Origin of the sequence: Streptomyces sp. ISL-36 (assembly GCF_018614205.1) — a bacterium.
GTDB lineage: Bacteria > Actinomycetota > Actinomycetes > Streptomycetales > Streptomycetaceae > Streptomyces.
Genome location: NZ_JAGGOS010000095.1, coordinates 1 through 21,692, shown reverse-complemented (window position 1 = coordinate 21,692; position 21,692 = coordinate 1). Strand labels below are relative to the sequence as shown.

Below are 21,692 nucleotides of genomic sequence, written 5' to 3'. Positions count from 1 at the left end.
CACCACTACAGCGCCCGGCACGCCGCCTCCAGAGTGGGGTCGGAGAAATCGAGTTCGTCGAGGACCAAAGTGCAGCCCTCGCCCATCAGGGCACCGAGGCGGGTCATGTTCGCGAAGCGGATGCCCTGCCCGCGCCGTGTCACGGTGTCGGTGAAGTACTCGCCCAGGTGAAGCTCGCGCCCGTTCTGGAACACACGGAACTGGGGGTTCGACAAGCCACGGCGCATGACCCCTCGGCATCATCGCCTTCGTCGTCACCGTGTCCGCCCCGCCCGCGCGGAGCTGAACCGTTCGAGGACTACATCGGCAAGATCGGCTCGGCGTCTGCTCCGCCCGCGCGGGGCTGAACCGTCCTGGCCCATCAAGGGTCTGTCTTAGGGCTAGGGCCTGTCTGACAAATGATCTTGGATGGGTTAGCGAAGCCAGAGGATGAGTGCGGCAAGGTGGACGCCAACCTTGTACCGCGGCTACGAAGCGGAGCGCCTCTCGGGTACCGGGAGGACCCATCTCTGCGAGTTCGGTTCGCAGCACCACTACGGCCCCTACGCCCAGCGCCACAGTAGCCGGATCTGCGACGCTGTCTCTGCCAGTCCGGCTCGCAGCACCACCACGGCGACCACCTCCTGCGCATGGGTCTGCTGACTCACTCGGCCGTCCCTGCGACCAGCACTCGCAGCACAACTGTGGCTGGTGGACGCCGCACTGGGCCTCCACAGCGATCTTCCGTCTCTGCGAGCCAGACTCGCAGCACCGCTACCAGGCGCACCTGGATCGGCGAGCTACCCCGACCTCCCAACCAACAGCGCCGCAGGACAAGAGCGCTCCTAACAAAACTGATCCAGCTGCACCCGAGTGAACCGATGAAGGCCGAAGAGGGATCCTGGTCGGCGGACTCCTTCGGGTCCCTGCTCAGAAACCCAGGCGCGTGTTCGAACGACAACCGGGGACGACCCCGCTCTGGACGGCAAGGGCACGAACCGCTGGCCGCTCACGGAAGGCTCCCGCCGGGACGGGCCGTCCAGAAGACGCACCACACGGTCATGCTCCTCCCCCGACACTATGCGTAGTCGCTTCTCCGAGCCGAGAACTAGCCTTGGCCAGGGGCGGTGCTCCTACCGAAGCAGTGCCAGCTGGGGAGAATCCGGGGAGAATTAAGCCCCCTTGGGGGGCGTCTGGGGAGAATCGACCGCGTAAGACAGCATCATCATGAAAGCCCCTGAAAGCTGCAAAGTTGCAGCTCAGCACACCTCACACGGCTATCCGCGCAGGTCAGCGCGTTGAGGGCGAGGACTTCAAGAAGATTTCCTCGTGGGAAGTCGTAGTCCTGTTGATCTTCACCGTCGGAACCGGGGCCGAAGCGCTTGACCTGTGGTGGCCCCTGAAAGCCGAAGGTCGAAAGTTCCATGGCCGGCGCCCGCCCGCTCGATCGTCAATTCACATCACCATGCAGCCGATCCGGGGCGGAATATAGCGGAGAATCCCCGGTTTCCGAAACCGGGGATCGTGCGGATGATCGAACCTCGACCGCCACATCCCTGTCCGCTAGCCGAACGGTTCTCGCCAGCTCATGCAACGGTTTCACCCTCGTCTTCCGACGCCGCCCCTTTCCATCCCGGGTTTGGCTGCCAGGGCCCGGAGTTGGGGCGCGGTGGTCCGTCAGCGAGCCGCAGGTCGAGGCCTCGCATGCGGTTCTCGAATCAGGCGACGCTCAATTAGTCGTTCTCCGTGCGCGAATCAGGCGGTCCTTCGCTGGACTTTCTGACCATTCCCCCTATGGTCGTCGTCCCACCATTCCTCCGAGCAGGGGAGCGTGACCGACCTGCCTCATGCACCGACGCGCTACATCGGCGTTCTGCACCGTCACAAGGACCTCATGACATCCCATGATTTGACCAAGAGCGGACGAAACGTTTCCTCCGATCTGGCCGCCGGCAAATGGCTCACGACGGATGAGCTCGCAGGCATCTTGAACGTCGATCCCTCCACGCTTCGTCGCTGGCGTACGGCCCGCCCGCGGCAAGAGCCGCCGTTCGTCCCCGTGTCCAGTCGTCTCATCCTCTACAGCGCCATCGACGTCGAACACTGGCTGCGCAGCCGCCGTGTCGACCCCGAACAGGCGGCCTGACTTGGTCATAGCCCCCTCTACAGCCGCCGCCGAAACCATTCCCATCGGCGTCCGCCTCAAGACCGACGTCGAATACCGCCCCGACCGCCCCTCTCCATACCGCGCGCGCGTGCGCTGGTGGGACCCGGCGACCAAGTCCCGCAAGTCCCTCTCCGCCGCCAAGGAGAGCGAGGACGAAGCCCAAGAGTGGCTCACCGGCCTGATCGAGGCCGCCGAAGCCGGTATCAACCCATCGCTCGCCACGATGACATTGTCCGACTACGGCAACGCGAACATGGAACTCGCGCTGCGAGGCCTTGAACTGAAAACACGCGACCCCTACCTCTCGGGGTGGAGGCTCCGCGTGGTGCCCGCGCTGGGTCACCTGCCGGTTCGGATGATCACCAACGGTGCGGTCGACCGCACCGTACAGAACTGGATCACCGACGAGCACAGCCGGTCAACGGTCAAGAACACCATCGCCGTTCTCGTCCGCGTCATGGAACAGGCAGTCCGCGACGGGATCATCAAGATCAACCCAGCCCGCGTGACGGGCTGGCAGAAGCTGTACAAGCAGGCTGAGGACGAGCTCCTCGACCCGCGAGCGCTGGCCCTGCCCGGCGGGGAGGCGCTCATCAAGCTCGCCGACGCCCTCGTCGCCGCTTCCCACGGCGAGTACCGAGGCTGGGGCAACGTCGTCCTGTTCGCCGCCTGTACGGCTGCCCGCATCGGCGAAGTCTCCGGCTGCCGGGTCGGGGACATCGACACGACCGACTGGATCTGGACCGTCCGTCGGCAGACCACCCCGGCTCCGGGCGGTCTGGTCGACAAGGGGACCAAGGGCAAGCGCGCCCGTAAGGTGCCCATCATCGAGGAGATCCGGCCGCTCGTCGCGCAGCGCGTCCTGGCCGCGGGCCCCGATCCCGATGCCCGCCTGTTCACCGGACCTCGCGGCGGTCCTATCTCCACCGCCGTTCTGCGTGACGCCACTCACTGGGACGAGGTCGTCAGCAAGCTCGGATACGAGCACCTGCGCCGCCACGACCTCCGCCACACCGGACTCACCTGGCTCGCAGACGCCGGCGTCCCCGTGCACGTCCTACGCAAGATCGCCGGGCACGGATCGCTCACCACCACACAGCGATACCTGCACCCCGACGTCCGCCAGATCACCGCCGCCGGCGCCGCCCTCACCGCCCACCTCAGCGTGCTCCGGGCGCCCCGGTCGCTGCCCAGCCCGATCGTCGTGGCCCGCTGACCGGGTCAAGGTGAACTGGTCCCCAAGTGGTCCCCAGAAACGATCAAGGGGCCGTTTCAGATTGCTCTGAAACGTCCCCTGACCTGCGACTCTTTCGAGTCGGGACGACAGGATTTGAACCTGCGACCCCTTGACCCCCAGTCAAGTGCGCTACCAAGCTGCGCCACGTCCCGGTGCCCGTCTGACCTGGGGTTTCCCCCCGGCCGAACGCGCATGAGAACAATACCGCACTTCCCCGGGTGATCACGAACCACTTCCGTGCTTGACCTCAACCTTGCTCGAGGTAGCACCGTGAGTCGCATGACGAACACGGCAGACACCCTCGCCCCGCGCGATCCCCGTCCCGACCTCGATCGGCTTCAGCGGCTCATGGGGCTCATGACCGGCGACGAGAAGCACTCCCCCGCCGCCACCTCCACGCTCGACGCGCTCTGGGTCCTCTACGACCGCGTCCTGCGGGTCTCGCCCGAGACCTTCGGGGACAGAGGGCGGGACCGGTTCCTGCTGTCGAAGGGGCATGGGCCGATGGCGTACTACGCCGTCCTCGCCGCCAAGGGTTTCTTCCCCGAGGAGCTGCTCTCCCGCTTCGGGTCCTACGACTCGCCCCTCGGGCACCACCCCGACCGGACGCTGGTGCCGGGCGCCGAGATCGGCAGCGGGTCGCTGGGGCACGGGCTGCCGCTGGCCGTCGGGAGCGTGCTGGGGCTGCGGGCGCAGGGGCTGACCGAGCCACGGGTGTGGGTGCTGATCGGGGACGCCGAGCTGGACGAGGGCAGCAATCACGAGGCCCTCGCCTATGCCGGGCCCGCGGGCTTGGAGCAGCTGCGCACGCTGGTGATCGACAACAGCTCCGCCACCCACGGCTGGCCCGGCGGGATCGCCTCACGCTTCGAGGCCGCCGGATGGTCCGCGGAGACCGTCGACGGGCGTGATCACGAAGCGCTGTACACCGCCTTCACCACCCCGCACCCGGGGCGGCCCCGCGCCGTCGTGGCCCGTGTCGAGCCCAAGCACGCCTGAGCACCCCCCGAGGAGAGCCTTCCATGGACACCATGCGTGACCGCTTCATCTCGACCACCAGTCGCCTTCTCGACGAGGATCCCCGCCTCGCGCTCGTTCTCGCCGAGATCAGCAGCGACGGCTTCCAGCAGGCCGAACGCCGCCATCCCGATCGTGTGATCAATGTCGGCATCCGGGAGCAGCTGATGATCGGCGCGGGCGCCGGACTCGCGCTGACCGGGATGCGGCCGGTCGTCCACACCTTCGCGAGCTTCCTCGTCGAGCGCCCCTTCGAGCAGGTCAAGCTGGATTTCGGCCATCAGGGCGTCTCTGGGGTCCTCGTCAGCGCCGGAGCCTCGTACGACTGGCCCGCCGGCGGCTTCACCCATATGTCGCCCGGCGACGTCGCCCTGCTCGACACCCTCGACGGCTGGACGGTCCATGTCCCCGGCCACCCCGACGAGGCGGAGGCACTGCTCCGCCGGGCCGTCGCGGGCGACGACCTCGTCTACGTCCGGCTCTCGCTGCAGTCCAACGCCTCGGCCCGCCCCGTCTCCCCTGGCTTCACCACGCTGCGCGACGGCCGTGACGGAGTCGTCGTCGCGGTCGGCCCCATGCTCGACAACGTCCTCGCCGCCGTCGAAGGCCTCGACGTGACCCTCCTCTACGCCACCACGATCCGCCCCTTCGACGCCGACACACTGCGCCACGCGGTCGCCCAGACCCGCGCCGACGTCGTCCTGGTGGAGCCCTACCTCGCCGGAACCTCGACCACTGCCGCCAACGACGCCCTCGCCGAGACGCCCCATCGCGTCCTGGGCCTCGGCGTCTCCCGGCGGGAGCTACGCACGTACGGCAGCATGGAGGAGCACCTGGTGGGCCAGGGCCTGGACCCGGCCGGCCTGCGGGAACGCATCACGGCCTTCCTCGGGCGCTGACCTGCGGCGGCCACGGGGCCGGCGGTCGGTACCGGCCGCTCGCCGCCCGGCCCGGCGGTCGTCCGGCTTTCAGCGCTCCTGCCGCGGGGCACCCACCTCCGGATACTGCTCCAGGAGCCGGCGTGGAGCGGCCTGGCGCCAGGAGTCGGCGAGGATCGCGCGGAGCTCCTTCTCGTCGTCGAGGGCGGCGAGCCGGACCCGTACCCAGGCATAGCCGTCGTCGTGGCCCTCGCGCACGAAGAACTTGTCGGGTTCGGACGCGATGAGTTCCTCGCGCTCCTCTTTGGGGCATTTCACCCCTATCACCTGGTCGTCGTCGTCCAGCGAGGCGAAGATCCTCCCTCCCGGTCCGGCCCGGAAGGTGGGCATGCCCCAGGCGAGCTTCTCGACCGCCCCGGGCAGGGAGAGTGCGATGCGGCGTACGTCGTCGGCGGTGGCCATACCCCGACCGTACGGGCAGCCACCGACAACGGCACCGACGCCGACGCCGACGAGGAGGAGGAGGAGGAGGAGGACGCGCCGCCGTCGGGGCTGTCGCCCACGCCGTCGCCCACGCCGTCGTCGGCGCATGCGCCGGAGTGTGCGCCGGTCACTCCCCGTGACGCGCCCGGGCGCCACCGGGCACACCTCTGCGCCGTGCGGGAGCCCGCGCCGGAGGGTTGAGCGAGGCCACGGCCCCGCGATCAGGGGCTTCCGCGGCCTCGCGGAGACTTCCGTTATGCGTCCCCGTTGGGGATGACGTGACGTATGAGGCGAGCCGGTACGCCTCGACGCCATATGCCCAAGAACTGGGTGCCCTTGGCATGTGGCAGAAAGATGCCCACGGGGAATGCCCTGGGGACCCGAGCGAACAGGCCAAGTCCACGCGAAACACAGTCAGATTCAAACGTCAACCACTCGGGTTTCGGACAAACTCGGTGGCGATATTGATCCGCCCAGGAAAGATCAACACCATGAAGTGTCGGCCTGTTCGGGACGGGACCACTGCCGATGCACCACCTGCTCGAACAACCGAACGGGCAGGCGTTTCGCAGGGGAGGACTCGTATGGACGGCTACTTCAGCAGCCGACTGCATCATCAGCTCAGGGAAACGGTCCGCGCGTTCGCGGAGAGTGAGGTCCGGCCACGGATAGCCGAGATGGAGGCGTCCCGGTCGGTGCACCACGAGCTCTCCCGGCTGATCTGCGAGCAGGGCTGGCTGGGTGCGACTATCAGCCAGGAGTACGGCGGCATGGGTGCGGGGCACCTGGCCAAGACCATCATCATCGAGGAGCTCTCCCGCGTCAGCGGCGCGATGGGCGCCATGGTCCAGGCCTCCCAGCTCGGCACCGCCAAGATCGTGCACTTCGGCAGCGACGAGCAGCGCAAGACGTGGCTTCCGGCCATCGCGGCCGGCGAGTGCCTGCCGACCATCGCGGTCACCGAGCCCGGGTCCGGCGGCCATGTCCTGGGCATGACCGCCAGCGCCGTTCGCGACGGGGACGACTACATCCTCAACGGCAGCAAGGTCTTCGTCGGCAACAGCCATGTGGGCGATCTGCACGGCGTGGTGGTCAGGACCGGTCCCGGATCGAAGGGACTCACGGCCTTCCTGGTCGAATCCGATCGCCCTGGGTTCCGGACCGGTCCCCAGCAGCCGGCGATGGGCCTGCACGGCTTCAGCTTCGGCGAGCTCATCTTCGAGAACTGCCGGGTCCCCGCCTCCAACCGCCTGGGCGACGAAGGCGACGGTCTGTCCGTGGCGTACTCCTCCAGCGTGCTGTACGGCCGCGCCAACCTCACCGCCGTCTCGCTCGGCATCCACCAGGCGATCCTCGAGGAGACGACCCGGTTCTGCGCCGAGCGCCAGCGCTACGGGAAGCCGCTGCACGAGCTGCCCACCGTCAAGCTGAAGCTGGGGCAGATGCAGTCCCGGCTCATGACGGCCCGGCTCGCCGCCTACCACGCGGTGCACCTGCTGGATCAGGGCATGTCCTGCGACGCCGAGTTGATGAACGCGAAGCTGGTCAACGTGGAGTCGTCCCTCGACTCGGGGCGCAACGCGATGGAGATCCACGCCGCGGCCGGGCTCTTCACGGACCGCTCCATCGAGCGTTATCTGCGCGACGCGCACCACATCTTCGCCCCGGCCGGTACGTCGGACATCCAGCTGCTGCGCTTGGCGGAGGTCGCCCTCGGCCAGGACAAGGGGAGTTGGTCGGAGAGGATGTCGGACCTGGTCAGGCTGGAGCCGGTCCACGCCTGACTTCTGCGGAGCGGAGTCGCGGGTACGGGTGCGGGAACAGGTCCAGGTACAGGGACAGGTACGGGTACACGTGAAGGCAGAGACGGAGGCGGAGGCGGTTCGCGCGACGGAACGTCCGCCGACACAGAAGCGCCCCGGCCCGGCCATGTGCCGTTCCGGGGCGCCCCCTTGCCGTCAGAGCAGGCCTTCCTCACGACGGTGGATCTGCTCCACCAGCTCCGCCGCCAGCGACTTGATGGTCTCCAGACCGGCCCGGCCCCACGGCCGTACGTCGGTGTCGACCACGCAGATCGTGCCCAGCGCGATCCCCGTACGGTCGATCAGCGGCGCGCCCATGTACGAGCGGATGCCGATCTCGTCGACCACCGGGTTGCCCGCGAACCGCGGGTAGTCGCAGACGTCCTCGAGGACCAGCGCCTTGCGGCGCACCACCACGTGCGGGCAGTAGCCGTGGTCGCGGGCCATGAACCGGCCGACGTTGCCGCCGGCCGCCGCCGCGCCCAGGTCGCTGCCCGAGTGGGTGCCCGCCGGGGTGTGCAGACCGGCGAAGAACTGCCGGTTCTCGTCGATGAAGTTGACCATCGAGTACGGGGCGCCGGTCACCTCCGCGAGCCGGTGGGCGAACTCGTCGAAGGCCGGCTCCGGCCGCTCCCCGAGGCCCAGCTCGCGCAGCCGCTGCACACGGGCGGGCGCCTCCTGGTCGACGGGGGTCAACAGCAGATGACCGGTCGGGTCGTAGGTCATGTCGGTGCTCCGTAGCTCGGCACGGCGGCCGGGATGGTGGTGAGCAGATGCTGGACGAGGGTGAGCAGGGTGCGGATGCCGGCGCTGGAGATCCGGGCGTCGCAGAGCACGACCGGCACCTCGGGCTTGAGGTCGAGCGCGGACCGCACCTCGTCGGGCTCGTAGCGGTAGGCACCGTCGAACTCGTTGACGGCCACGACGAATCCGATGCCCCGCCGTTCGAAGAAGTCGACCGCGGAGAAGCAGTCCTCCAGTCGGCGGGTGTCGGCGAGGACGACCGCTCCGAGCGCGCCCTCGGAGAGCTCGTCCCACATGAACCAGAAGCGCTCCTGGCCCGGTGTGCCGAACAGGTACAGCACATGGCGGTCGTCGAGGGTGATGCGCCCGAAGTCCATCGCGACCGTGGTCGTGGTCTTGGACTCCACGCCCTCCAGGCTGTCCGTGCCCGCGCTGACCTGGGTCAGCAGCTCTTCGGTACTGAGCGGTTCGATCTCGCTGACCGCGCCCACGAAGGTGGTCTTGCCCACGCCGAAGCCGCCCGCCACCAGAATCTTGAGCGCGGTGGGGAACGGGTCGGTCGCGAAACTCTCGTTGCGCTCAGAGCCGTTGTCGTAGGCCATCGAGCACTGCCTCCAGCAAGGAACGGTCGGTTGGGTTGGCGTGGAAGCGGGGTGCCCGGGCGGTGAGCGCCCCACAGTCCACGAGATCGGAGAGCAGAACCTTGGTGACGACCGCCGGGAGCCGTAAGTGCGCCGCGATCTCCGCCACCGAGGTGGGCCCGTCGCACAGCCCGAGGGCCAGGCTGTGCTCGGGGCCCATGTGCCCCTGCGGGGAGGAGCCTGTGGCCATCACCATGGAGAGAAGGTCCAGCGCGGTGGTGGGCTTGGTCCGGCCGCCGCTGACGGTGTAGGGCCGGATCAGCCGGCCGGCCGCGTCGTCGAGCCAGGGCCCCTCCTGTGGGGACGTCACGCTCACTGCCCCGTACTGCCCGCCGCGCCCGCCGCTTGTCTGGCGGGCGTGACCAGATACGGCCGTACGCTCTTGACCAGCATCGCCATTTCGTAGCCGAGGACGGCGGCGTCCGCCTCGCGTCCGGCGAGGACCGCCAGGCACGTGCCGGAACCGGCGGTGGAGACGAACAGCAGCGTGGAGTCGAGCTCGACGACCACCTGGCGCACCTCGCCGCCATCGCCGAACCGCGCGCCGGCGCTGCGCCCGAGCGAGTACAGCCCGGAGGCGAGCGCCGCCATATGGTCGGCGGCGTCGGTGTCGAGGCCGTGGACCGATTTGACCAGGCCGTCGGAGGAGAGCAGTACCGCGTTGCGGGTGTACGGGACCCGCTGGACCAGACCGCTCAGCAGCCAGTCGAGATCCGAGGAATGGCCGTTCGGCACATTGCTCGCCATGGTGCATCTACTCCTTGTGCGCGTCGCCTGGACGCAGCGGTTCTTGGGGGGAGGGCTGGGATTCGGCGAGTCCGATGCCGCGCTGGAAGGCGGCCATCAGACCGGGGTCGTGCAGGGTGTGCTCCTCCGGCTTGCGGGCGGCCGGCTCGTCGCGCAGCTGCGGGACGAGGTGCTCCTGGGCGCGCCGCTTGGGGAGGAGCGGGCGGCTCTGCGCTTCCGCGCGCGGGGCCGGGGGGGTCGGGGGCGCCTGAGGAGGCAGGGGGGCGCCTCCGGTGCGGGCACTCGGGGGGGCCGGGGAGGGCTCACCGTGGCGTGCCGGTTGGGTCGGCAGGGCGGGCGGTGTTGAGGGGGTGTACGTCAGCGGCCGCTGCCCGGGGTCGGGTGCCTGCGCCTGCCCCTGCCCCTGCCCCTGTCCGTGTGTGCGTCCGTGTGCCTGCCCCTGTCCGTGCGCCTGTACGGGCTGGGGTGAGGAGGTCTGCGCCGGTACGCGTACGGGCGCGGGTCCGAGCGCGGGCGACCCGGTCGCGACAGGGGCCGCGGGGGCCGCCGGAGCCGCGGGCGCGAGAGGCTGCGGCTGGGCGGGCGCCTGGCCCTGGAGCTGCTGCGCGGCGTGGGTCTGGGCCGCCTGGGCCTGAGCCTGGGCCGCCTGGCCGGCGGTCACCGCTCCCGCCTGGTTCTCGCTCCGCGCGAGCCCTTCCGGGTCGGCGCCGAGAAGCCCCTGCGGCAGCACGAGGACCGCCTGGACACCGCCGTAGATGTTCGACTGGAGACGTACGGCGATGCCGTGGCGCCGCGCGAGCGCCGAGACCACGAACAGTCCGATGCGGCCGTCCTGCAGCAGGTGGGCCACGTTGACCTGGTCGGGGTCGGCGAGGAGCGCGTTCATCTTGTTCTGCTCGGTGACCGGCATGCCCAGGCCGCGGTCCTCGACCTCGATGGCGAGGCCGGCGGTGACGTACTGGGCGCGCAGCAGCACCGTGGTGTGCGGAGCGGAGAACAGTGTGGCGTTCTCGACCAGTTCGGCGAGCAGGTGGATGACGTCGGCCACGGCATGGCCCCGAAGCGTACCGTCGATCGGCGGGACGAGTTTCACGCGCGGGTACTGCTCGACCTCCGCGATGGAGGAGCGCAGCACCTCGGTCATGGTGACCGGATTCGACCACTGGCGACGGGAGATGGCGCCACCGAGCACGGCGAGGTTCTCCGCGTGGCGCCGGATGCGGGTGGCCAGGTGGTCGACGTGGAAGAGGCCCTTGAGCAGCTCGGGGTCCTCGACCTCGTTCTCCAGCTCGTCCAGGAGCTGGATCTCGCGGTGCACGAGCGACTGCAGACGGCGGGCGAGGTTGACGAAGACCTCGACCTTCTGCTCGTTGCCCACGCTGCTGGAGAGCCGGGAGGCCTGCACCACGGCGGCCACGGCGGCCTCGTGGGAGCGGGTCAACTCCTGAGCGAGCAGGTCGAACTCGTCGCCCGACGCGGCGGCGGGCGGGACGGCCGGGCGGGCCGGGGGCCCCTCGCCGCGGCGCAGCTGTTCGACGACCGCGCGCAGTTCGCTCTGGCTCCTGGCGCTGGAGCGGCGCAGGGAGTTGCAGCGGTCGAGGACGGCCTTGGCGGCCCGGTCGGCACCGAGGGCCGCCGCGGTCACGGAGGCGACCGTGAGGGCAGCGGCGCCCGTCAGCGCCGCCCAGAGGCCGGGGGTCGGACTGGCCCCGGTGGAGCGGAGGGTGAAGAGAACGGCGGCGGCGCCGCCGAGTGCCACTGCGACGGCCGGGAGCACGGACGTGCGCAGGAGTTGTGGACGTATGCGGGCTTCCGTCGGGAGCGGCGCGGGATGCTGCGCGGGGTTGGGGGCCCCCGCGCTGGGGGCGGAGCGGGCGCCTGACCGGCCGTGCCGCCCGCCCTCGCGGCGTTCGGACCGCGAGGCGGGTGCGCGAAGTTGAGACATGAGTGTCCTTGGTACGTGCCCAGGAATCGGCGTACTGCAACGTGTACTGAGGGGTGCGTGCTACGTGCGTGTGATGAGCCTACCGATGATCACCAACCACACACTGTAGTCGTCAACCGTTCATGTGCGGTGCGCAGTTGGCAAACTTACCCGGAGAGCCGCCCACTCTGGTATTACCCCTCGCACAACCGGCCGAGAATGCTTGGCCGAAACATGACGCAGCGTCGGGGAGCATGGAGCGGAAGCGGGCGGAGGCGGGTGCACGCCCCGCCCGCCATGGAAATCGCCCGCGACCGGAATCCGCCGTCGCGCTCTCGGGCCGGGGTGGCGCGCGCGCCGCGCGGAGCGCGGGGGCCGGCGCCCGTCACGGTTCCCGGACCGTCCGGCGGCCTCCGGTGACGCGGGGAGACGGCCGCGCGCCCGTTCCCGTGGACGCGGAGGCCGTGACCGTCCGTAGGAGCGGAGGGTGGCCCAGCCCGGAATCGAGCGCCGGGGCCTCCCCCGCGAACGGCCGCCACCTCGGCGTCCCGCGGCCGAATCGGCGGCCGGATTCTGGGCACCGGCCACGAGACCGGTATGCACGCACGAGGAGAAGAGAGAGGTCAGCACCATGGCCGACATCAGCCCCATCGATGTCCAGAAGGCTCTCAAGGGGGCCGAGTACCCCGCCAGCGGCGAGGACCTGGTCTCACTGGCCAAGAGCAACGGCGCCGACGACAGTGTCGTGGAGAAGCTCCGGAGCTCCGGATCGAAGCGGTACGACGGCCCCGACGACGTGCAGAAGACCGTTTTCGGGGGCGGCGGAAAGAGCTGACCGGGAGCTGGTCAGGAGCTGGTCAGGAGCTGACCGGCGTGGGTCGGTCCGCGCCGGAGCCGCCCGCGGGCCCGCCACCGGGCGGGCCCGCCGGGCTGGGGCGGCGTACACCGAGGCGGCACGTGCTCCCGCGGGGCGCGGGCCTCAGTCGGCGCGTGTGCGCGTACCCAGGAGCGGTGCCGCCCCCGGACAGGAGATGCCACCCCATGGCCAGGGGGCGGCCCCCATGGCCGGAAGGCTCCTCGGGACGCCTCTGCGGCGCTCCCAGGGAGCCTTCGGCGGCCGGGGGCCCGTCACCTGGAATCCGTCACCGGCGATCCCTCATCGCTCGCCGGCGAGATCGAGGTCGCTCCGCGGGGTGGCTTCCGAGGGGACGGTCACCGGCTGCGGGCCACGCCAGGGGCGGGCGACGGGCTTGGAGACCGCCCGCCACCAGGGGTCGACGGGGAGGAGAGCCGTGGGCTCGAAGGGCTCACCCGGCCGGGGGACGGCGACGGCCTGCCCGGCGTCCGCGGCGGCGTCCATCGTCCACTCCCCCGGTTCCGCCCAGGCGTGGAAGGCCAGGTTGAACGTCCCCCAGTGGATCGGGAGCAGCACCCCGTGCGGTTTGCGGCCTTGCAGGTCGAGGTGGGCTTGCACGCCTTCGGCGGGGGTCATGTGAATGTCCGGCCACGCTCCCGGGAGCGGCGTGGTACCCGTGTGGCCCTCGGGCCAGTACTCGCTGTACGCCCCGATCTGGATCATGGTCGCATCGAAGGGGCCGTGCTCGGCGCCGATCTCCCGGAAGCCGGGGAAGTATCCGGTGTCACCGCTGTGGTAGATGCGGTGCTCGGCCCCCGCGACAACCCACGAGGCCCACAGGGTGTGCTGCTGGTTGCGCAGACCACGGCCGCAGAAGTGGCGGGCCGGTGTCGCGGTGAAGCGCGTCTCGCCGATCTCGGTGGACTCGTTCCAGTCCAGCTCGCGCAGACGGGAGGAGGACACCCCCCAGCGCTCCAGGTGGGCGCCGACGCCCAGCGGCACCACGAAGACGGTGTCGGTCGAGGCCAGCGCCTTGATCGTGGGCCGGTCGAGGTGGTCGTAGTGGTCGTGGGAGATCACGACGGCGTCGACGGGACCGAGCGCGGCGAGCGGCAGCGGCACGGGGTGCAGCCGCCTGGGACCGGCGAACGAGAAGGGGGAGCAGCGGTCGCCCCAGACGGGGTCGAAGAGCACCCGGTGGCCGTCGATCTCGGCGAGCACGCTGGAGTGCCCCATCCAGGTGAGCCGCAGGCCGGAGACCGGGCGCTTGGCGAGATCGGCCAGAGTGGTGGCGTGGACGGGGACGGCGCCGGTGGGTGCTCGGCTCGCCCGTGCCTCCTTCTGGAAGTAGATCTTGGCGAGCTCGACGCCGGAGCCGGAGGGCACGGTCCGGGACGCCACGGGGTTCTGGAAGACGCCGTCCGCGAAGTTCGGCGAGCGCCTGATGCGCTCCAGGCGCTCCCCCGTCGGGTCGGCGCCGAAGGCTTCGGGCCGCCGGGCGCGCAGACGGGCCCGCAGCGATGGGTCGGAGCCGGTGCCGGTCACAGGGCCTCCTGAGGGTCGGGGTTCCATTATGAGCGGCCCTCGGTCATCGCGGCGGGGCGATCCGCGATACTGAACCACCGTTCAGTACAGCGCCACTCCGGAGGAGCACCCCATGAGCACCGCCCCCCTGCTGACCGTCGGCTGGACGGACCACGTCACCGGCCGCCGCGGTCATCTGGTCGTCGACCGGCTGGTGCGCGGGGTGGCCAGCGGCGGGCTGCGCATGCGTGCGGGGTGCACGGCCGAGGAGGTCGCCGGGCTGGCCCGGGGCATGACCATGAAGGAGGCGCTGCACTACGACCCCACCAGCCGGTACGTCCCACTGGGCGGCGCCAAGGGGGGCATCGACTGCGACCCGCGCTCCCCCGAGGCGTACGGCGTGCTGGTCCGCTACCTGCGGGCGATGCGTCCGTACATCGAGCGGTTCTGGACCACCGGTGAGGACCTCGGGCTGACCCAGGACCTGATCGACCGGGCGGCGGCGGAGGCGGGACTGGTCTCCTCGATCCAGGCGGTCTATCCCCTCCTGGACGACGAGGCGGAGGCGCGGCAGAGGCTCGCCGACGCGTTCGCCGTGGAGGTGGACGGCATCGGGCTCGACGCACTCGTGGGCGGCTGCGGGGTCGCCGAGGCGGTCCTCGTGGCGCTGGACCGGGCGGGCAGACCCTACGGGGAGACCCGTGTCGCGCTCCAGGGGCTGGGCACGATGGGTGGGGCGGCCGCACGCTTCCTGGACCGGGCCGGCCTCCGCGTGGTGGCCGTCGCCGATGTGAAGGGCACGATCGTCAACCCGGAGGGGCTGGACGTGGAGGCGCTGCTGGCCGCCCGTGACGGCCACGGGACGGTGGACCGCTCGGCGCTGCGGCCCGGGGACCGCGAGGAGGCGGGCGGCGCCTGGCTCTCGGCAGAGGCGGAGGTCCTGGTGCCGGCCGCGGTCTCGTACGCGGTCGACGCGGCGGCGCAGGGGCGGATCCGGGCGCGCTGGATCGTGGAGGCGGCCAACATGCCGGTGCTGCCGGAAGCGGAGGAACTGCTCGCCGCACGGGGCGTCGTGGTGCTCCCGGACGTGGTGGTCAACTCGGCGACGAACGCCTGGTGGTGGTGGACGCTGTTCGGCGACATCGGGGCGGACGCGGACGAGGCCTTCGCCCACACGCGGCGGGCCATGCGGTCCCTGGTGGGCCGGATGATGGACCGGGCGGAGGCGGAGGGCGTCACGCCGCGCGCGGCGGCGCACGCGCTGGTGGAGGAACGGCTGCCGGAGATCGCCGAGCGCTACGGGTGGTACTGACGCGCGCGGGGCGCTCGGCGCCCGTCGCCTTGCGCGGTCGCCGACGCGGGCCGCCGACGTGGCGGGCAGCGCGGCCGATCGGGCGGGCGGGCGGGCGGGCGAATAAACGATCATGCCCGTGTCATGTTCTGTGTAGGCTGACCGCCGTGGCGAGAGTGCGGTTGAGTGTGCCGGAACGCAAGGAGGAGCTGCTGCGGGCCGCCGTCGAACAGATTGAGGCCCGAGGCGTGGCCGCCGTCCGGATCGCCGATGTGGCCGCCGCCCTCGGAGTCAGCAACGCGCTCGTGCTCTACCACTTCTCGACCAAGGAGAAGCTCGTCGCCGCGGCCTTCGCCCATGCCGCCGAAGCCGACCTCGCGCATCTGCGCCGGCTCCTCGGGCGCCGCACCACCGCCCTGCGCCGACTGCGCGCGGCCGTCCGCTGGTACGCCCCGACCGGGCAGGCCAAGGGCTGGCGGCTGTGGATCGAGGGCTGGGCGGCCGGTCTGCGGGAGCCGGCGCTGCGTGAGGTCGCCGCGGCGCTCGACCAGCAGTGGAAGGCGGCGCTGGCGCAGGTGATCGCCGAGGGCACGGCGGCAGGGGAGTTCCCCTGCGAGGATCCGGCCGGGGCGGCCTGGCGACTCACCGCCTTCCTGGACGGGCTGGCCGTGCAGATGACCTCCTACGCCGGGTCGCTCTCCCGCGCCGTCATGCTGGAGTGGGCCGACGCGGCCCTCGTCCGCGAACTCGGCCTTGCCCCTCAGGAGGCCCCCGCCCCGGCCTCCCCCCGCGACCGTCACACCAGTTCGTAGACCGCCGTGACCGTCACCTGATCCTCGATCTCGCCCGGAGCCAGAGGAACCTCCGGCGCGTCGGCGGGCATGCCGGCACCAGGGCTGGGGCGCAGGCTCTCGCCCTCCGTCAGGGAGACGAGGCGGCCGAGACGGTGGCCGCTGAGCCGGGCGTTCTGGGAGGCCTTCTCATACGCGTCCCGGTGTGCGGCCTCGCGGGCCTTGGCGCGCAGCGCGCTGGGGTCGGCGACGTCGAAGGCGATGCTGTTGACCCGGCCCGCGTCACCGGTCGCCCCGGTCACGGCCCCGATGACCTGGCCGGCCTTGCCGACGTCCCGGACCTTCACGGAGAAGGTCTGCCCGGCCTGATAGCCCGTCACCTTGTTCTCACCCTTGGAGTTCTGGGTGTAGACGGGCGAGAGGGACAGGTTGTCGGTCCGGATGTCCCGGTCGGCGACCGACTGCTTCCGCAGTGCGCCGAGCAGCGCCTCGGCAGCCGTGCGCTGGGCCGACATCGCCTCCTTGGCGGTGACGCGGGTCACCTCCACCCCCACCGAGAGAATGGCCATATCGGGCGCGGCGGCGGCCCGTCCGGTCCCGGTGACGGTGAGGGTCGCCGGAGCCGCAGCCGGGGCCGTCGCCGGAGCCGGAGCCACAGCCGGAGCCGTGGCAGCGACGACGGGTGCGGGCGCCGAGCCCCCGGCGTTCGCGGCGAGCGCGGGGCCCGCTCCCGCGAGCGTCAGCGCGCCGATCACCAGGCCAATGGTGATCGTGCGGCGGGGCGCGCGGTCGGCGGGCGGCATTCCGGCGCGGGCGGTCGGGAAGTGGCGGATCGTCACAGTCGGTCCTTTCGACGGTGGATACCGGAAGATCCGGCGCGGACATCCCAGCACCCCCCGCCTCCCCCGCCCGCGCGCCACTCCTGCCCGGTCACCCGCTCAGGTCTGCGCGAGCGGCTCGCACGCCGCCGCCGCGAGCCCAAAGTCCGGGCCACCCCCTGCCGCGCGGTCGTGGTCTCCGGCGGCACCCGCAACCAGTACGTACGGAAGGTGCCGTCCGGCGCTCAGCGAGCTGTCCCGGCTTCCGCACATCGAGCGGGTCGCGATCCAGACCGATCTCCCCGTACAGCCGCCACCCGCACCCCTCGGCCGGTCTCCCCTGCCGGACCGGCGTGCTGGAGCGGATCCCGGTGGCGGGCGCCCGGGCCACCGGGACCGTCCGCCCGGGCCTCGGGGACCGCTCGGGCCACCGGGACCGCTCGGGCCACCGGGACCGCTACAGGGGCATGAGGTCCGGGCGTTTGGCGGCCACGTGGTCGCCGGAGCTCTCGCCCCTCAGCCGCCGCCCGATCCACGGCACCAGGTACTCCCTGGCCCACTGGATGTCGTCGCGGCGCACCTCCAGCGTGCCCCGGGGAGGCAGCGGCGGCCAGACCTGGTCCGGGTCGGCGGGTACCTCGATGCCGAGGACCTGGGCGGCGCGCAGCGCGACCCGGGTGTGCCCCTCGGGCGACAGATGCAGCCGGTCGGCGTCCCAGGCACGCCGGTCCTGCACGGACTTGAGCGACCACAGGTCCAGGACCGGGCAGTCATAGCGGTCGGCGATGGCCCGGACATGGGCCGTGTAGGTGGCGATCTTGCCCCGCAGGTGCCGGAGCACGGGAACGTCACGCGTGTCGAAGCCGGTCGTCACCATGACCGTGCCGACGGCGGAGGTCAGCTCGGCGACGGCACGCTCGAACCGCTCGGCGACGTCGTCGGGGTCGCTGCCGGGGCGGATGATGTCGTTGCCGCCCGCGCAGAAGGACACCAGATCGGGGGCGAGTTCCTTCGCCCGGGGCACCTGCTCCGCCACGATCTGGTCGAGGAGCCGGCCGCGTACGGCCAGGTTGGCGTAACGGAAGGTGTCGTGCTCCGGCAGTCGGTCGGCGAGCAGGACCGCGAAGCGGTCCGCCCACCCGACGTACTTCCCGTCGGGTCCGGGGTCTCCGACGCCCTCGGTGAAGCTGTCACCGATCGCCGCGTACGACCCGAATACGTGCGTGTCTCTTGATCTCGAATCGTCTGCCACGGGAGCACATCTTTCCCTTATGGGTGTGACCTACGCGACCGTAAGGAGGGGTTGACGGTGGGTGAGATATGCCACCGGTCAAGATTCCGCCAAGCCGGAATACGCCGGAGGCCCGGCACATGGGTGCCGGGCCTTCTGGCGTGCGGAGTTGTGGCGGAGTTTGTCGCGCGTGGGTCAGATGCCGACGCCCTGCTGACGCAGGTAGGCCAGCGGGTCGATGTCGGAGCCGTAGCTCGGCCCGGTGCGCATCTCGAAGTGGAGGTGCGGGCCGCTGGAGTTGCCGGTCGAGCCGGACAGGCCGATCTGGTCGCCGGCGCCGACGGTCTGGCCGGCGGAGACGGAGAGGGAGGAGAGGTGGGCGTACTGGGAGTACGTGCCGTCGGCGTGCTGGATGACGACCTCGTTGCCGTACGAGCCGCTCCAGCCCGCGGAGTAGACGGTGCCCGGGCCGACGGCCTTCACGGAGGTGCCGGAGGAGGCGATGAAGTCGACACCGGTGTGGTAGCCGGAGGACCACATGGAGCCGGAGGCGCGGTACGGGGTCGAGATGCCGCCGCCGACCGGGGCGACCCAGCCGGAGGAGGAGGCCTGGGAGGGCTCCGCGGACTGAGTCGTCTGCGCGGCCTCGGGGGCCGGCGAGGACTCCACGGAGGGGCGCTCGCTGCTGCGGGAGCTACGCGACTCGCTCGCGTCGCTGGAGGGCTTCTCGGCCTTCGGAGCCGCCTTCGGAGCCGGCTTCGGAGCGGCCTTGGGCGCGGACGCCTTGGCGCCGAGGGTGAGCTTCATGCCCGGCAGGATCAGCGAGGGGTTCTCGCCCACCACCTGTCGGTTGTCGGCGTAGAGCTTCTTCCAGCCGCCGGCCAGGTGGTGCTCGGCGGCGATCTTGGAGAGGTAGTCGCCGGGGACGACGGAGTACGTGGTCGGCTTGGCCTTGGCGGCGGGCGCGGCGGCCGGAGCGGCCTTGGCCGGAGCCGCGGCGACGGCGGCCACGGCCTGCTCCGGCGTGAGCGCGGGAGCGGCCTTGTCGGCGGCGTGGGCGCCGGTCGCGCCGAGGAGCGGGAGGGCGACGACGGCGCCACCGGTACCGGCGGCGACGAAACCGCGCGTGAGCGGGTTGACCTTGGGACGGCGGTGCTTACCCTTTGCGGGCATGGCGAATTCCTCTCCGTCGCCTGCGAGGTGAGCTGTCGGGTTCGGACTGGAGATGTCCGGCCGCGATTTCACGCGGCTTAACCCCGAGCCGTCCGGAACGACCGGATCGGCGTACTTACCTGGGTCCCCCGCTCCTGCCATACGTGGGTGGGTGCGGATTCCGGTCGGTGGCAGGATTCGGCGGTCCGACCGGATTGACGGTGACCGTAGACGAGCGGGGTCGGCGCGAACAAGCCGTCGGATTCATCTCGCATTCCGCGCCGCGATATCCGCACGAAATTCCCGTCACCCTCCGTCGATGGCGGAACCTCGATTTCCTTTTGGCGCAGGGAAATTGCGCAAAATGATCAGGCACGGTCCGTCACAGTTATGACGCTGCTCACGCACCGAAGACCATCTCCCCTGCAACCAGGGCGCGTTATCCCTTACATCCCAATTCGGACAGATCGCTCATTACCGCCCGAGGGGTGTGCCGACGTGACCCGACCCGGGATGATTGCGCCAGGAACCGATCTCATATCGTCGAAGATCTTCACAACACTCAGGAGCACTCGTGACGCAGCAGCTGCCTCAGGTCCCGTCGACCGAGCCCGAGCTGAGCGGGGTACGCAACTTCCGGGACGTGGGCGGCCTGCCGACCGTCGACGGCAGGTCGGTGCGGTTCGGACGACTCTTCCGCAGTGGCCACCTGGCGCACGCCACCGAGGAGGACGCGGCGTTCCTCTCCACGCTCGGGCTGCACACCGTCTTCGACTTCCGCAATCAGGCGGACCGGAAGGTGGAGGGCGCCGACGTCGAACTCCCGGGTGTACGAAATGTGAACATACCGCTCAATGACCCGGCCGACGGCAAGGAGTTCTGGAAGCTCGTCAGCAGCGGCGATCTCGAGCAGCTCCGCTCCGTGCTCGCCGACGGCAAGGCGGCGGCCCGAATGTCCGATTCGTACCGGAAGATGATTGTCGAGCGGACGGCGGAGCACAGCCGCGTCCTGCACGCCATGGCCGAGGACAGCATCCCCGCGCTGATGCACTGCGCGGCCGGCAAGGACCGGGCGGGGCTCTCCATCGCCATCTCGCTGCTCGCGGTGGGCGTCGAGCGCGAGGCGATCGAGGCCGACTACGTGAAGTCGAACGACCCGCACCGCCGCTACAAGGTGCGTCGCAGCTCGACCGCCGCCGACGCCATGTCGCCCGAGGTGATGGAGCTGCTCAGCCCCCTCTTCGACGCGCGCGTGGAGTACCTGCGGGCGGCGTTCGAGACGATCGAGCAGAGCTGGGGGACGGTCGAGAGCTACCTCTCGGACGGGCTGAAGCTCTCCCCCGAGACGCGTGAGCGGCTGCGCGAGCGCCTTGTCACCGAGGCGTAGCCGAGCCGGCCGGGGCGGCTACCGGTTCTGGCCGCCGAGCATGAAGAGCAGGTAGAGGAAGCCCGCGAAGAGGTGGCCGGCCACCAGGTAGGCGAAGAGCCTGAGGACCAGCCCCTTGGGGAACTTCCCGCCGCCGCGCTCCTCGCCGGTGGTCGGAACTGACTTTTCGGACATGACTGCCCTTCCTGACGGTCTCGGTTCGGTGACGGCTCAGCGGAGATGGGGGGCGCCGGCGCCGAGGCACAGTTCGGCGACGGGGCTCTGCATCAGGGTGTGGACGAAGAGCAGCTCGGCGCCGCCGCGCGTGGCGGCGCCGATACGGTGCGGGGTGAGCGAATCGAAGTGCGCGCTGTCCCCGGGGTCCAGGACGTGCACCGCGTCGCCGAGCGCGAGCCGCACCCGGCCGTCGAGGACGTGCAGCCACTCCTCGCCGGGATGGACACGGACGATGTCGGCCGGGGTGGCGTACGGCACGTGGACGCGGAGCGCCTGCAGGGCGCGGCCCGGGCCGCCGGCCTGGTGGTAGACCCAGCCGTCGGCCTCGACGGGCTCGGAACGGCCCGCCCGGACGATCGGATCGCGTTCGGGCGGAACCTCGCCGAGGAGCGCGGAGACCGTCGTGCCGTAGATGCGGGCGAGGGCGAGCAGCATCGGCAGCGAGGGCTGCCGGCGCCCCGTCTCCAGCCGGGAGAGATGGGCCGGCGAGAGACCCGCCCGCTGCGCGGCGGCCTCCAGGGTCAGCCCCCGGCGGCGACGCAGCCCCCGCAGCTGCGGAGCGACGTCGGGAAGCGTGTCGGGAAGGGCGTCGGACGGATCGGCTGTGTCCGGTGCAGGTCCAGGCGCAGGTGCAGGTGCAGGTGCAGCGGGGTCCGGGGACCCCCCGGGGAGGTGCTCCATGCCTCCATTCCGCCATGATCTTTCCTCTGAGGCAATTTTCTTGCCTCAGAGGCAAAAGCCGGGCACCTCATCCTGACCTGCTCGACCCTTCCGGACGGCCCTAGCTGTATTGCCCTGTGAGGTTGG

The 21,692-nt window shown here is 70.8% G+C and carries 23 protein-coding genes, 1 tRNA gene, 1 pseudogene and 1 riboswitch; of the genes and pseudogenes, 9 read left to right on the top strand and 16 right to left on the bottom strand.

The window, feature by feature from the left end:
* Positions 1-5: 5 nt before the first annotated feature.
* Together J7E93_RS37330 and J7E93_RS23885 are read right to left on the bottom strand one after the other, a co-directional pair.
* A complete protein-coding gene (locus tag J7E93_RS37330) occupies positions 6-215 on the bottom strand; it encodes a hypothetical protein (RefSeq protein WP_251066992.1) in 210 nt (69 codons plus the stop codon).
* Between the two features lie 989 nt (positions 216-1,204).
* Complete coding sequence (locus J7E93_RS23885; RefSeq protein ID WP_215071990.1) at positions 1,205-1,405, bottom strand: hypothetical protein; 201 nt, start codon at positions 1,403-1,405, stop codon at positions 1,205-1,207.
* A gap of 405 nt (positions 1,406-1,810) precedes the next feature.
* On the opposite strand from J7E93_RS23885, the gene J7E93_RS23880 reads away from it, so the two are divergent.
* Both J7E93_RS23880 and J7E93_RS23875 read left to right on the top strand, forming a co-directional pair.
* The gene (locus tag J7E93_RS23880; RefSeq protein ID WP_308368762.1) at positions 1,811-2,125 is read left to right on the top strand and encodes a helix-turn-helix domain-containing protein; all 315 of its coding nucleotides are present in this window, start codon (positions 1,811-1,813) and stop codon (positions 2,123-2,125) included.
* A 7-nt stretch (positions 2,126-2,132) separates the two neighbouring features.
* Positions 2,133-3,362, top strand: coding sequence for a site-specific integrase (locus J7E93_RS23875; protein ID WP_215072019.1), 1,230 nt, complete (start codon positions 2,133-2,135; stop codon positions 3,360-3,362).
* A 99-nt stretch (positions 3,363-3,461) separates the two neighbouring features.
* Here the strand turns inward: J7E93_RS23875 and J7E93_RS23870 are convergent.
* Positions 3,462-3,535: transfer RNA gene (locus J7E93_RS23870), tRNA-Pro, on the bottom strand.
* A gap of 127 nt (positions 3,536-3,662) precedes the next feature.
* On the opposite strand from J7E93_RS23870, the gene J7E93_RS23865 reads away from it, so the two are divergent.
* Together J7E93_RS23865 and J7E93_RS23860 are read left to right on the top strand one after the other, a co-directional pair.
* Positions 3,663-4,382, top strand: a complete 720-nt coding sequence (locus tag J7E93_RS23865) for a transketolase (protein ID WP_215071989.1) — start codon at positions 3,663-3,665, stop codon at positions 4,380-4,382.
* 23 nt (positions 4,383-4,405) lie between these two features.
* Complete coding sequence (locus J7E93_RS23860; RefSeq protein WP_215071988.1) at positions 4,406-5,299, top strand: transketolase family protein; 894 nt, start codon at positions 4,406-4,408, stop codon at positions 5,297-5,299.
* Between the two features lie 69 nt (positions 5,300-5,368).
* On the opposite strand, the gene J7E93_RS23855 is transcribed toward J7E93_RS23860, so the two are convergent.
* Positions 5,369-5,740 (bottom strand): MmcQ/YjbR family DNA-binding protein, encoded by a 372-nt coding sequence (locus J7E93_RS23855; protein WP_215071987.1) that lies wholly within the window; start codon positions 5,738-5,740, stop codon positions 5,369-5,371.
* Positions 5,741-6,345: 605 nt separating this feature from the next.
* Here J7E93_RS23855 and J7E93_RS23850 point away from each other — a divergent pair.
* Positions 6,346-7,545 carry an acyl-CoA dehydrogenase family protein gene (locus J7E93_RS23850; protein ID WP_215071986.1) on the top strand — a complete coding sequence of 400 codons (1,200 nt, stop codon included), beginning with the start codon at positions 6,346-6,348 and terminating at the stop codon, positions 7,543-7,545.
* A gap of 174 nt (positions 7,546-7,719) precedes the next feature.
* Here J7E93_RS23850 and J7E93_RS23845 read toward each other — a convergent pair whose 3' ends face one another.
* From J7E93_RS23845 to J7E93_RS23825, 5 genes are read right to left on the bottom strand one after another with little or no spacing between them, the layout of a single operon-like run.
* Entirely contained in the window at positions 7,720-8,289 is a 570-nt protein-coding gene (locus J7E93_RS23845) for a GAF domain-containing protein (RefSeq protein ID WP_215071985.1), read from the bottom strand.
* A complete protein-coding gene (locus J7E93_RS23840; RefSeq protein WP_215071984.1) occupies positions 8,286-8,909 on the bottom strand; it encodes an ATP/GTP-binding protein in 624 nt (207 codons plus the stop codon). The genes J7E93_RS23845 and J7E93_RS23840 overlap by 4 nt, the downstream gene beginning before the upstream one ends.
* Positions 8,887-9,258 carry a DUF742 domain-containing protein gene (locus tag J7E93_RS23835; RefSeq protein WP_215071983.1) on the bottom strand — a complete coding sequence of 124 codons (372 nt, stop codon included), beginning with the start codon at positions 9,256-9,258 and terminating at the stop codon, positions 8,887-8,889. The genes J7E93_RS23840 and J7E93_RS23835 overlap by 23 nt, the downstream gene beginning before the upstream one ends.
* A gap of 2 nt (positions 9,259-9,260) precedes the next feature.
* A complete protein-coding gene (locus J7E93_RS23830; protein WP_215071982.1) occupies positions 9,261-9,695 on the bottom strand; it encodes a roadblock/LC7 domain-containing protein in 435 nt (144 codons plus the stop codon).
* A 7-nt stretch (positions 9,696-9,702) separates the two neighbouring features.
* A complete protein-coding gene (locus J7E93_RS23825; protein WP_215071981.1) occupies positions 9,703-11,640 on the bottom strand; it encodes a sensor histidine kinase KdpD in 1,938 nt (645 codons plus the stop codon).
* 610 nt (positions 11,641-12,250) lie between these two features.
* On the opposite strand from J7E93_RS23825, the gene J7E93_RS23820 reads away from it, so the two are divergent.
* On the top strand, positions 12,251-12,454 hold the full coding sequence (locus J7E93_RS23820; RefSeq protein ID WP_215071980.1) for a DUF2795 domain-containing protein: 204 nt from the start codon (positions 12,251-12,253) through the stop codon (positions 12,452-12,454).
* Between the two features lie 321 nt (positions 12,455-12,775).
* Here J7E93_RS23820 and J7E93_RS23815 read toward each other — a convergent pair whose 3' ends face one another.
* Positions 12,776-14,047 (bottom strand): MBL fold metallo-hydrolase, encoded by a 1,272-nt coding sequence (locus tag J7E93_RS23815; protein WP_215071979.1) that lies wholly within the window; start codon positions 14,045-14,047, stop codon positions 12,776-12,778.
* A gap of 85 nt (positions 14,048-14,132) precedes the next feature.
* Here J7E93_RS23815 and J7E93_RS23810 point away from each other — a divergent pair, with 85 nt between their 5' ends.
* Positions 14,133-15,311, top strand: a complete 1,179-nt coding sequence (locus J7E93_RS23810) for a Glu/Leu/Phe/Val dehydrogenase dimerization domain-containing protein (RefSeq protein ID WP_215071978.1) — start codon at positions 14,133-14,135, stop codon at positions 15,309-15,311.
* Between the two features lie 146 nt (positions 15,312-15,457).
* The gene (locus J7E93_RS23805) at positions 15,458-16,102 is read left to right on the top strand and encodes a TetR/AcrR family transcriptional regulator (RefSeq protein ID WP_215071977.1); all 645 of its coding nucleotides are present in this window, start codon (positions 15,458-15,460) and stop codon (positions 16,100-16,102) included.
* On the opposite strand, the gene J7E93_RS23800 is transcribed toward J7E93_RS23805, so the two are convergent.
* The 4 genes and pseudogenes from J7E93_RS23800 to J7E93_RS23790 all read right to left on the bottom strand — a co-directional run bounded on the left by J7E93_RS23800 (position 16,087) and on the right by J7E93_RS23790 (position 19,303).
* Positions 16,087-16,920, bottom strand: a complete 834-nt coding sequence (locus J7E93_RS23800) for an SIMPL domain-containing protein (RefSeq protein ID WP_308368761.1) — start codon at positions 16,918-16,920, stop codon at positions 16,087-16,089. The genes J7E93_RS23805 and J7E93_RS23800 overlap by 16 nt on opposite strands.
* Positions 16,921-17,019: 99 nt before the next feature.
* A pseudogene (locus tag J7E93_RS38140) lies at positions 17,020-17,141 on the bottom strand (DUF6745 domain-containing protein); the annotation flags it as partial.
* A 215-nt stretch (positions 17,142-17,356) separates the two neighbouring features.
* Positions 17,357-18,151, bottom strand: a complete 795-nt coding sequence (locus tag J7E93_RS23795) for an SGNH/GDSL hydrolase family protein (protein ID WP_215071976.1) — start codon at positions 18,149-18,151, stop codon at positions 17,357-17,359.
* Positions 18,152-18,325: 174 nt separating this feature from the next.
* Positions 18,326-19,303: a LysM peptidoglycan-binding domain-containing M23 family metallopeptidase gene (locus tag J7E93_RS23790; protein WP_215071975.1), complete on the bottom strand. Its 978-nt coding sequence runs from the start codon at positions 19,301-19,303 to the stop codon at positions 18,326-18,328.
* 4 nt (positions 19,304-19,307) lie between these two features.
* Positions 19,308-19,496: riboswitch (cyclic di-AMP (ydaO/yuaA leader) on the bottom strand.
* 360 nt (positions 19,497-19,856) lie between these two features.
* Here J7E93_RS23790 and J7E93_RS23785 point away from each other — a divergent pair.
* Positions 19,857-20,669, top strand: a complete 813-nt coding sequence (locus J7E93_RS23785) for a tyrosine-protein phosphatase (RefSeq protein ID WP_215071974.1) — start codon at positions 19,857-19,859, stop codon at positions 20,667-20,669.
* Between the two features lie 18 nt (positions 20,670-20,687).
* On the opposite strand, the gene J7E93_RS23780 is transcribed toward J7E93_RS23785, so the two are convergent.
* Together J7E93_RS23780 and J7E93_RS23775 are read right to left on the bottom strand one after the other, a co-directional pair.
* A complete protein-coding gene (locus J7E93_RS23780; protein WP_215071973.1) occupies positions 20,688-20,843 on the bottom strand; it encodes a DUF6126 family protein in 156 nt (51 codons plus the stop codon).
* 36 nt (positions 20,844-20,879) lie between these two features.
* Positions 20,880-21,566: a helix-turn-helix domain-containing protein gene (locus tag J7E93_RS23775; RefSeq protein ID WP_215071972.1), complete on the bottom strand. Its 687-nt coding sequence runs from the start codon at positions 21,564-21,566 to the stop codon at positions 20,880-20,882.
* Between the last annotated feature and the right edge of the window lie 126 nt (positions 21,567-21,692).

Coding starts and splice junctions, on each gene's coding strand:
- J7E93_RS23820 (WP_215071980.1), top strand. CDS start 12,251: ATGGCCGACATCAGCCCCATCGATGTCCAGAAGGCTCTCAAGGGGGCC.
- J7E93_RS23790 (WP_215071975.1), bottom strand. CDS start 19,303: ATGCCCGCAAAGGGTAAGCACCGCCGTCCCAAGGTCAACCCGCTCACG.
- J7E93_RS23830 (WP_215071982.1), bottom strand. CDS start 9,695: ATGGCGAGCAATGTGCCGAACGGCCATTCCTCGGATCTCGACTGGCTG.
- J7E93_RS23825 (WP_215071981.1), bottom strand. CDS start 11,640: ATGTCTCAACTTCGCGCACCCGCCTCGCGGTCCGAACGCCGCGAGGGC.
- J7E93_RS23780 (WP_215071973.1), bottom strand. CDS start 20,843: ATGTCCGAAAAGTCAGTTCCGACCACCGGCGAGGAGCGCGGCGGCGGG.
- J7E93_RS23885 (WP_215071990.1), bottom strand. CDS start 1,405: ATGGAACTTTCGACCTTCGGCTTTCAGGGGCCACCACAGGTCAAGCGC.
- J7E93_RS23840 (WP_215071984.1), bottom strand. CDS start 8,909: ATGGCCTACGACAACGGCTCTGAGCGCAACGAGAGTTTCGCGACCGAC.
- J7E93_RS23775 (WP_215071972.1), bottom strand. CDS start 21,566: ATGGAGCACCTCCCCGGGGGGTCCCCGGACCCCGCTGCACCTGCACCT.
- J7E93_RS23845 (WP_215071985.1), bottom strand. CDS start 8,289: ATGACCTACGACCCGACCGGTCATCTGCTGTTGACCCCCGTCGACCAG.
- J7E93_RS23860 (WP_215071988.1), top strand. CDS start 4,406: ATGGACACCATGCGTGACCGCTTCATCTCGACCACCAGTCGCCTTCTC.
- J7E93_RS23850 (WP_215071986.1), top strand. CDS start 6,346: ATGGACGGCTACTTCAGCAGCCGACTGCATCATCAGCTCAGGGAAACG.
- J7E93_RS23855 (WP_215071987.1), bottom strand. CDS start 5,740: ATGGCCACCGCCGACGACGTACGCCGCATCGCACTCTCCCTGCCCGGG.
- J7E93_RS23810 (WP_215071978.1), top strand. CDS start 14,133: ATGAGCACCGCCCCCCTGCTGACCGTCGGCTGGACGGACCACGTCACC.
- J7E93_RS23865 (WP_215071989.1), top strand. CDS start 3,663: ATGACGAACACGGCAGACACCCTCGCCCCGCGCGATCCCCGTCCCGAC.
- J7E93_RS23815 (WP_215071979.1), bottom strand. CDS start 14,047: ATGGAACCCCGACCCTCAGGAGGCCCTGTGACCGGCACCGGCTCCGAC.